Annotated in this window: 7 protein-coding genes and 1 tRNA gene; 3 read left to right on the forward strand and 5 right to left on the reverse strand. The window is 30.6% G+C overall.

All coding sequences use genetic code 11. From position 1 onward, the window contains the following. Positions 1-228: 228 nt before the first annotated feature. Together V5784_RS06445 and V5784_RS06450 are read right to left on the reverse strand one after the other, a co-directional pair. Positions 229-1,257, reverse strand: a complete 1,029-nt coding sequence (locus V5784_RS06445; protein WP_336888213.1) for a low specificity L-threonine aldolase — start codon at positions 1,255-1,257, stop codon at positions 229-231. A 20-nt stretch (positions 1,258-1,277) separates the two neighbouring features. Next, positions 1,278-2,108 carry a hypothetical protein gene (locus V5784_RS06450; protein ID WP_336888214.1) on the reverse strand — a complete coding sequence of 277 codons (831 nt, stop codon included), beginning with the start codon at positions 2,106-2,108 and terminating at the stop codon, positions 1,278-1,280. Between the two features lie 117 nt (positions 2,109-2,225). Between V5784_RS06450 and V5784_RS06455 the strand changes: the two genes are divergently transcribed. Then, complete coding sequence (locus tag V5784_RS06455) at positions 2,226-2,729, forward strand: hypothetical protein (protein WP_336888215.1); 504 nt, start codon at positions 2,226-2,228, stop codon at positions 2,727-2,729. Between the two features lie 63 nt (positions 2,730-2,792). Here the strand turns inward: V5784_RS06455 and V5784_RS06460 are convergent, their stop codons facing one another. Further along, the gene (locus V5784_RS06460) at positions 2,793-4,175 is read right to left on the reverse strand and encodes an asparaginase (RefSeq protein WP_336888216.1); all 1,383 of its coding nucleotides are present in this window, start codon (positions 4,173-4,175) and stop codon (positions 2,793-2,795) included. 307 nt (positions 4,176-4,482) lie between these two features. Between V5784_RS06460 and V5784_RS06465 the strand changes: the two genes are divergently transcribed. Beyond that, positions 4,483-4,722 carry a hypothetical protein gene (locus tag V5784_RS06465; RefSeq protein ID WP_336888217.1) on the forward strand — a complete coding sequence of 80 codons (240 nt, stop codon included), beginning with the start codon at positions 4,483-4,485 and terminating at the stop codon, positions 4,720-4,722. Positions 4,723-4,983: 261 nt separating this feature from the next. Here the strand turns inward: V5784_RS06465 and V5784_RS06470 are convergent, their stop codons facing one another. Beyond that, positions 4,984-5,769 (reverse strand): GTP pyrophosphokinase, encoded by a 786-nt coding sequence (locus tag V5784_RS06470; RefSeq protein ID WP_336888219.1) that lies wholly within the window; start codon positions 5,767-5,769, stop codon positions 4,984-4,986. A 176-nt stretch (positions 5,770-5,945) separates the two neighbouring features. Here V5784_RS06470 and V5784_RS06475 point away from each other — a divergent pair. Then, a tRNA-Sec gene (locus tag V5784_RS06475) sits at positions 5,946-6,042 on the forward strand. A 91-nt stretch (positions 6,043-6,133) separates the two neighbouring features. Here the strand turns inward: V5784_RS06475 and V5784_RS06480 are convergent. After that, the gene (locus V5784_RS06480; protein ID WP_336888218.1) at positions 6,134-7,051 is read right to left on the reverse strand and encodes a DMT family transporter; all 918 of its coding nucleotides are present in this window, start codon (positions 7,049-7,051) and stop codon (positions 6,134-6,136) included. Positions 7,052-7,469 lie beyond the last annotated feature (418 nt).

Raw genomic sequence — 7,469 nt, forward strand, 5'->3', positions numbered from 1 at the left:
TATTCTCTAATTAGCTCTTTTCGTGCTAATTCATCAGGGGATAAATCTTTTCTTCTTTTTCTCATAAAAAAACCTCCAAATTAATGTAATTGTAGTTTACACTAATTTGGAGGTTTACACAAAATATGAGACAGACCCTAACCATGAAACTAGACACTTGAAAAAGGGTGTTAGTTTCATGGTTTTTTGATACAATTTATCTGAACTCTACTCTTTTTTTTAATTTACTTATTTTGTTAATTCTTTTATTTTTTCTATGAAAAGGTCTATATCCGCCTTTAATATATCAAAGGACATAACGAATCTTACTTCTGAAGTATTTGGATCCCAGACATAAAAATAACAAAATTCCTGCAGGGGTTCTATAATTTTTTCAGGTAAAATTGCAAATAAAGTATTTCCTTTTACCTCATTGGTTATAGAGATACCAATTTTTAGGAGTTCACCTTCCAGATATTTCGCCATCTCATTTCCAACTTTAGCATTTTTATACCAAAGGTTGTTCTCAAACAGAGTAAGGTATTGAGCTGCTATATATCTCATCTTTGAATGAAGCTGTAAATTTTGTTTTCTAAGGTATTCAAATTCTCCTACTCTATTCTTTAATTTTTCATTGAATATGACTAAAGCTTCTCCAAACATAATTCCATTTTTAGTCCCACCAAAGGAAAGGACATCTACTCCACATCCCCTTGTCATCTCCTCTAATGAACATCCTAAAGCTACTGCTGCATTGGAAATTCTGGCACCGTCCATATGAAGGTACATTCCGTTTTCTTTAGCAAAAGCAGATATCTTTTGAATTTCATCTAAAGTATAGATAGTCCCATTTTCCGTAGCTTGACTGATGGAGATAATAGATGGATTGGGTCTATGAAAAGTATCCTTGAATAAGAGGTATTTTTTAGCTTTTTCTATATCTAATTTTCCATCTTTAGTTGGTACAGTTAACATCTGCATTCCTGTCACCTTAGCTGTTGAACCGGTCTCATCTGTAAATATATGAGCAGTCTCAGGACAGATGATGGCACTGCCTATCTCCTTCATTATATCCAAGGCAAAAACATTTGATGCAGTTCCATTGTATACAAATAGTGTTTCTACAGGTCCGAATATTTCATTAAATTTTTTCTTGGCTTTTGTTGTATATTCATCTCCTCCATATGGAGATTGGTGCCCACTATTGGCCTCCATTAAGCTTTTCATAATATTAGGATGTACCCCGCTATAGTTGTCACTAGCAAAACTTTTTTTCATCTACTTCCTCCTAAAAAAAATTATTTTTTTCTCAATTTATTATATTTAGTCATTTTTTCTTTCATTTTTTCTATCTGTGCAGAGGTAAAACTCTCCCCTTCTAAGTCTTTAAAATCAAAGTTTTCTAATTGAGAGATAAACTTTATTCCTGCTTCTGCCAAGTAAGATACAAAACTTCTATATCTAAAAAACACCTTGGATACCTTGTGTCCATATACCAAATATTCCTCTATTTCTGGATTAAATTCATCATTTTTAAATTTAATATACTCATTTTTAGCGTTGTTCATCTTTGTTTTAGAGATTCCATCCTCTATTAATTTTTCAAAATTTATATTTTTTAATTCACTTACATATAGAAGCCCTGAATTTTCACAGATCTTCTTGAATTCATCATGTTTTCTCGCTGAATAAAGATCCTTAATTAAAACTCTATATCTGAATTTTTTCTGGGTATTTTTAGATTCTTTAGGTTGTTTTAAAACCTTATTTTCTAACCTTAAACTATTAGCCCTCTTCTCAATTTCTATAATTTTTTCAATTGTTTCACGATTTTCAGCAATTAATTTTACATTTTCTAACTTAAATTTTTCATTTGATTTTTTTAAATTTATATTTTCTGTTTTAACCTTATCAAACTCCAAGGTGATTTTTTCAAATTGTCTATCATGGGGAGATTTGGATATTTTTTCTATATTTTCTATATTTTCTATTTTTATATCTTTTTTCTGGATGATATCTAATAATTGATCCTCTTTGACCTTGATCTCTAGTATTTTTTTTTGTAAACTATCGATTTGGATATTTAACTCTTTTATCTCTTTTCTCTCTTTAACTCCAAATAAACTCATACAGTCCTCCATATTTTCTTTTTACTATAAGTATAGTTTAAAAAAAAAAAAAATTCAACTTTAAATTAATCTAGAAATAATTTTTTAAAAACTGTATAATAAACAGGGAGGTGGAATATGAAGTTAAAACAATTTATTATTATTTTGGTATTATTAGTTCTAGGAGGGTGTAGTAGCCTTAACTTTTTTACTAAAGAAACAAATTTTAACAACCTGAAGGAGAAAAATGGTCTTTATTATAAGTTTGAAAAACTCTATACAGGTGAGGCAAGATCTTACTATGACAATAAAAAGAAAAAAGCCCTTGGAACTTTTAAAGAGGGAAAATTTCATGGAATTTTTTTAACTTATTATAAAAACGGTAGTTTAAGATCCCAGATGAAGTTTAGTGAAAATAAGTTAGATGGTACAAAATATCAGTATTATTCCAACGGGAATAAAAAAATAATGGAAAATTACAACCAAGGAAAGTTAGACGGAATGTTGACAGAATACTACGAAAATTCGACTATTAAGTTCGAAGTCCGATTCAAGGATGATAATATGATTGGAGATGCTATTTCCTATGGAAAAGATGGAAGTATTATCGATAGGATAAGCTATGAGGTGGATGAAGAATAAAAAAAGATGATAAAATTAAGTCTACACTTAATTTTATCATCTTTTTTCTTTGCTTTTGTCCTTCTACTTGCCTATAAAAATCTCAAAGACCACCCTGTCCCAAGAAATTTTCCTCTGGGATTCTATATTGAAATAGATTTTTTTACCTTTTTCCAAAATTTGAGCTGTAGAATGATCGAAACTAATTAAAAAATCAGCCGTATCCCCATCTCTAGTTAGAGTCTTAATAGAATTTTTAAGGGGTAGCTCCGTCTCTCCCTCAATGGTTACCTTTAAATCTATTGGATACAAAGAACTTATATTTCTTACTCTGAACCTAGTTCTTTTTATTTTAGAGGGATCTATTTCCTTTGAAAGAATTATTTCAAAAGATTTTGAAGTAACTCCTTCATTTGCATCATCTAGCCGGTAAGTAAGGAGATCCAGACTCTGTTCCCCACAAATATCCAGTTGGATAGCATCTCCAATAGATTTATTGTCTATTCCCCTACCTAAAAGGTGCATAAGTTTGGCAATAGCTGCTTCTGGAGTAAGATCCATACCACTGACTACTCCTGCGTCTAAAAGCCTTGTACTAGCATCATAGAGCCCCATTTTAACCATCCCGGTAGGACATTGACTGATATTTACAACGGTAACACCCGATTTTACAATCTCCTCAATAACGGAAACAAATACATCACTGGTAGGAGCATTTCCATTTCCATAAGTTTTTAAAATAAGCCCCTTGATATCATTAGTTTTAAATATTTTTTTTAATATCTCAGGATTGAATCCCGGAAATATATCAAAGACCAATACGTTTGTATCCATTGAACAATCTACAAAGAACTCTTGTTTTGATGGTTTTCTAACTTTTGAACGCTCAATCTTTATCTCCGATCCTGCTACTCCTAAATTTGGATAGTTAGGACTTGAAAACCCATAATAATTACTTGCATCTAGTTTTCTAGACCTGTTTCCTCTGAGAAGGTGATCTCTAAAAAATATAGATACTTCTGGAACTAAACTGATGTTGTACAGCTCTGATCCTGCTATTTGGATAGCTGTTACTAAGTTTTGAAGGGCATCACTTCTGGGATTTTCAAGAGGTACTTGTGATCCAGTCAAGATCACAGGTTTACCCAAATTATTCAGCATAAATGAGAGGGCAGAAGCTGTAAAGGCCATTGTATCGGTTCCGTGTAAAACAACAAACCCACAATATTTGTCATAATTTTCTTCTATTATTTGGGCTATCTCAATCCAGATATTTAGATTCATATCTGAAGAATCGATAAGCTCCTTCACCTGTACATATCCAGTGTCAAAATAATTTAAAAGTGGATAGTTTGCTGCAATCTCATTCCAATCTTCTGCAGGTTTCAATGAACTCAATGGATTTCCTTTCTCAATATGAACCATTCCAATGGTCCCACCTGTATTAATTACTAGTACTTTTTTCATCCCACTCCTCCAATTTTTATAGTTTATATAGATGTTATCATTTCTTTTTTTTGTACATATTATTATACTTTTTTTGTTGGATATATGAAAGTTTTTTTAGGGTATTGAGACTGGGAGAGATATTTTTGTCACGAATTACACTAAGTTTAAAACCTTGATGCTAACTAATAATCTATAGCTGATTAAACTTTCTGGCAAATGTAAAAAAAATTATTAATTTTAGGAGTTTCTGAGCTATATAATTTAGAACTTAAATGGAGTATACTTATAGGGAACTGAGTTATTCTATACAATTAGGAGGGTACCAATGAGCAAAAGTCTAGATAAATTCCACGACGAATTAAATAAACTTGAAGAATTGCTATCGCCACTATATTCAGATCATGGAGAACTATTTGAATATATAGATTCTATTAATAGTTCTAAAGATGTTCACGAAAAAATGGCATCAATTAATAAGGTCCAGAAATATTGCGAGTCTCAATCAAATGTAGTAGATCGTGACATTCTTAATTTAGTAGATTATTTAAAAGATCTACTGAGATAATTTAACGTTTTTACTGTACAGAATAATTCAGCCAAATGTGGTAGAGTTTAAAAAAAGGCTTCCAAAATTTTAAACTGTAACCATGAAATTGGACACTTTAAAAAGAGTAAATGAAAAAATCCAGGGAAATTATTTCTCTGGATTTTATTTGTTTAATAGCTTCTTTTAGTAAGGCATCTGAGTAAATTTTAGTTGTATCATATACAGGAATTGAAGTATCTCAAGTTTTAATTTAAAAAACTCTAATCTATAAAATATATCTTATTTAAATTTTAAATCCAATTCCCTTTTACTGCTGTTTCCTACTTTTTTATCACTATTTCCTACTTCGGCTTTTAATTTTTTTATAAACATTCCCATTTCATCGGCACTTCCAGCTATTCTATTAAATATTGCCAAATACTCAGTTAAAATAGGATTGTCGGTATCATAAGGATATCTAATAATGTGATCGATCTCACTCCATGCCTCTTCAAATACTGTCCTAGCCTGAATTTCTATAAAAGTCTCCTTAGTTTTTGAGATATGTGCTCCAATAAGATAGTGTACAGATCTATAACCATATTCCCTTATGATGACTTCACAGTCAATATCCTTTAACTCATCCTTTAGATTTTCCATGTTGTAATCCCCACGTCTTACATTTAATTGTGGTATTTCCTTGGTTTCCCAAATATCTGTAATATTTTTATGTAATTTTATCCAGTCATCTTTGAACAGGTGTAAAACTCTGATACCAATCAGATCAGTAACAATTTTTATGTAGTTAGTCACATCTATTTTTAGATCATTGTATTTTTTACCCTTTCTAATAATCTTTTCAATAAGATGGCTAGGTTCTTTGACCCTTCTTCTCACAGAATGAACCAAAGGTACATCTATTAACTTAGAAACTATGTGTTCGGCTTCTTTTTCTAATAGTGGTACTATTTTACAATAATCAGCATAGATTTTATTTAAAGTATCCCACTCTAATCCTGTAGAAATAAAGTATTCTTCTGAAATATCAAAGGTTTTGAAAAATTCTTCTTTATTTAATTTGTGTATTTTTACTTTTTTCATTGTTTTCCACCCCATAATAATTTATTTTTAAATTCATCTGAAGTTACCTCCCCCTTATTTTATCTAGCTTTCAACTCGAAAAAACATCAACTTTCAACTAAAGTATAGCATAATAATAATAAAAGGGTGCATTTCTTTGGATTATGTAGTATAATCTTTTTGGAAGTAGATAGGTAACTGGTGTGCCTACCGGTCTTCAAAACCGAGTTTTGGCGTTTAGTCGTCATGGGTGGGTTCGATTCCCACATACTTCCGCCAATATAAAATTCCAAACATCCTACGGGATGTTTTTTTTTATGAAAAAAGTCCCTAAATATTTTTAGGGACTTTTTCTATGAATTATTTTTTTTTACCTCTTACTCCTTAAAGTTATGATTACCCCTGCGATGATCATAAATCCTGCTAAGATCTTAGGTACTGTAATAACTTCTCCTAGGATAAAATATGCCATTATCATGGAAAATAGAGGAACTAAGTTAACATATAGAGAAGTCTTGGCAGGACCTATCCTTTTTACCGACACCTGTTGAATTAAATACGCTATAACCGAAGCAAAGATCGACATATATATCAAACTGCTCCATCCCATCCAGGTAGTTTGAGGTAAATAACTCATGGGATTTTCATATATCACCATGGGAATAAGTAATATTATACAAAATAAAAATACATAAAATGTAAGTTTTATCGGTGCAACACGTCCTACGATTCCCTTTAGAACTATAAAGTATAGGGAAAAAAACAAAACAGCAAAGAGCATAGAGATATCACCAATATTAAAATCCATGTTTTTAATCATATCTAAAGAACCGTTGGTAACGATTATAGCAACTCCTAAGAAAGAGAGAGAGATTCCTACAATAGATTTTTTTGGAAATTTTTCCTTTAAAAATAAAGATGCCATAATGGTAGTCATGATTGGATTTGTGGCCGCTATAAGAGATGTATTCACACTACTCGTATACTTTAATGCTGTAAAAAAAAGCACATGGTATCCTACCATACCAAGGAGGGACAGGAGGATTATTCTTGGGATATCGGTCCTTTTCAATGTTAAATCTTCACCTCTTTTTAAGATTATTAAAAATAAAACTACAGCTGCTATTAAAAATCTAAAGAATGTCAGAGAATATACAGGAAATTCTGCGATGGAAAACTTTCCAGCTATAAAAGCTCCTGAAAAAAATAGAGTTGCAATAACCATTAAATTTTTATCTATCAACTCTTTCATTTTGTTCTTATTTAAACTTATAACCTCTTTCTTCATCCTATCCTCCCTAAAATTTATTTTATATGATGTATATTTTAGCAGTAATAAAAAAAAATTAAAATAGTCTTTAAAATTAGATAGTGAAGTATTGACTCAAGATCTTTCTGAAGATGAAGTAAAGGTTTTTAGAAAGGTTATGGGAAAGATAACAAACAGTATAGATAAACATTTAAAGAAAATGGAGGAATAATTATAATGGTCGTATAAATTCATACAAAGAGTGTTTAACCTTAAGCAAAAAAATAAGGTATAATTTAAGAAAACAATATGGGGAATTTTGATTATGAATACACGAAAAACTTACTCTTCTAAGTTTAAATTTAAGATCGTTTTGGAAGCTTTTACAGAAAGAGAAACTTTACAGAAAATTGCTAATGATAATGAAATTGCACCTTCTCAAATAACTCGTTGGACT

The sequence above is a fragment of the Psychrilyobacter sp. genome, assembly GCF_037132775.1.
Taxonomy (GTDB): domain Bacteria; phylum Fusobacteriota; class Fusobacteriia; order Fusobacteriales; family Fusobacteriaceae; genus Psychrilyobacter.

Bases quoted from the DNA above. Each gene is read 5' to 3' on its own strand.
- V5784_RS06460 (WP_336888216.1), bottom strand. From the start codon at position 4,175: ATGAAAAAAGTACTAGTAATTAATACAGGTGGGACCATTGGAATGGTT.
- V5784_RS06445 (WP_336888213.1), bottom strand. From the start codon at position 1,257: ATGAAAAAAAGTTTTGCTAGTGACAACTATAGCGGGGTACATCCTAAT.
- V5784_RS06465 (WP_336888217.1), top strand. From the start codon at position 4,483: ATGAGCAAAAGTCTAGATAAATTCCACGACGAATTAAATAAACTTGAA.
- V5784_RS06450 (WP_336888214.1), bottom strand. From the start codon at position 2,108: ATGAGTTTATTTGGAGTTAAAGAGAGAAAAGAGATAAAAGAGTTAAAT.
- V5784_RS06455 (WP_336888215.1), top strand. From the start codon at position 2,226: ATGAAGTTAAAACAATTTATTATTATTTTGGTATTATTAGTTCTAGGA.
- V5784_RS06480 (WP_336888218.1), bottom strand. From the start codon at position 7,051: ATGAAGAAAGAGGTTATAAGTTTAAATAAGAACAAAATGAAAGAGTTG.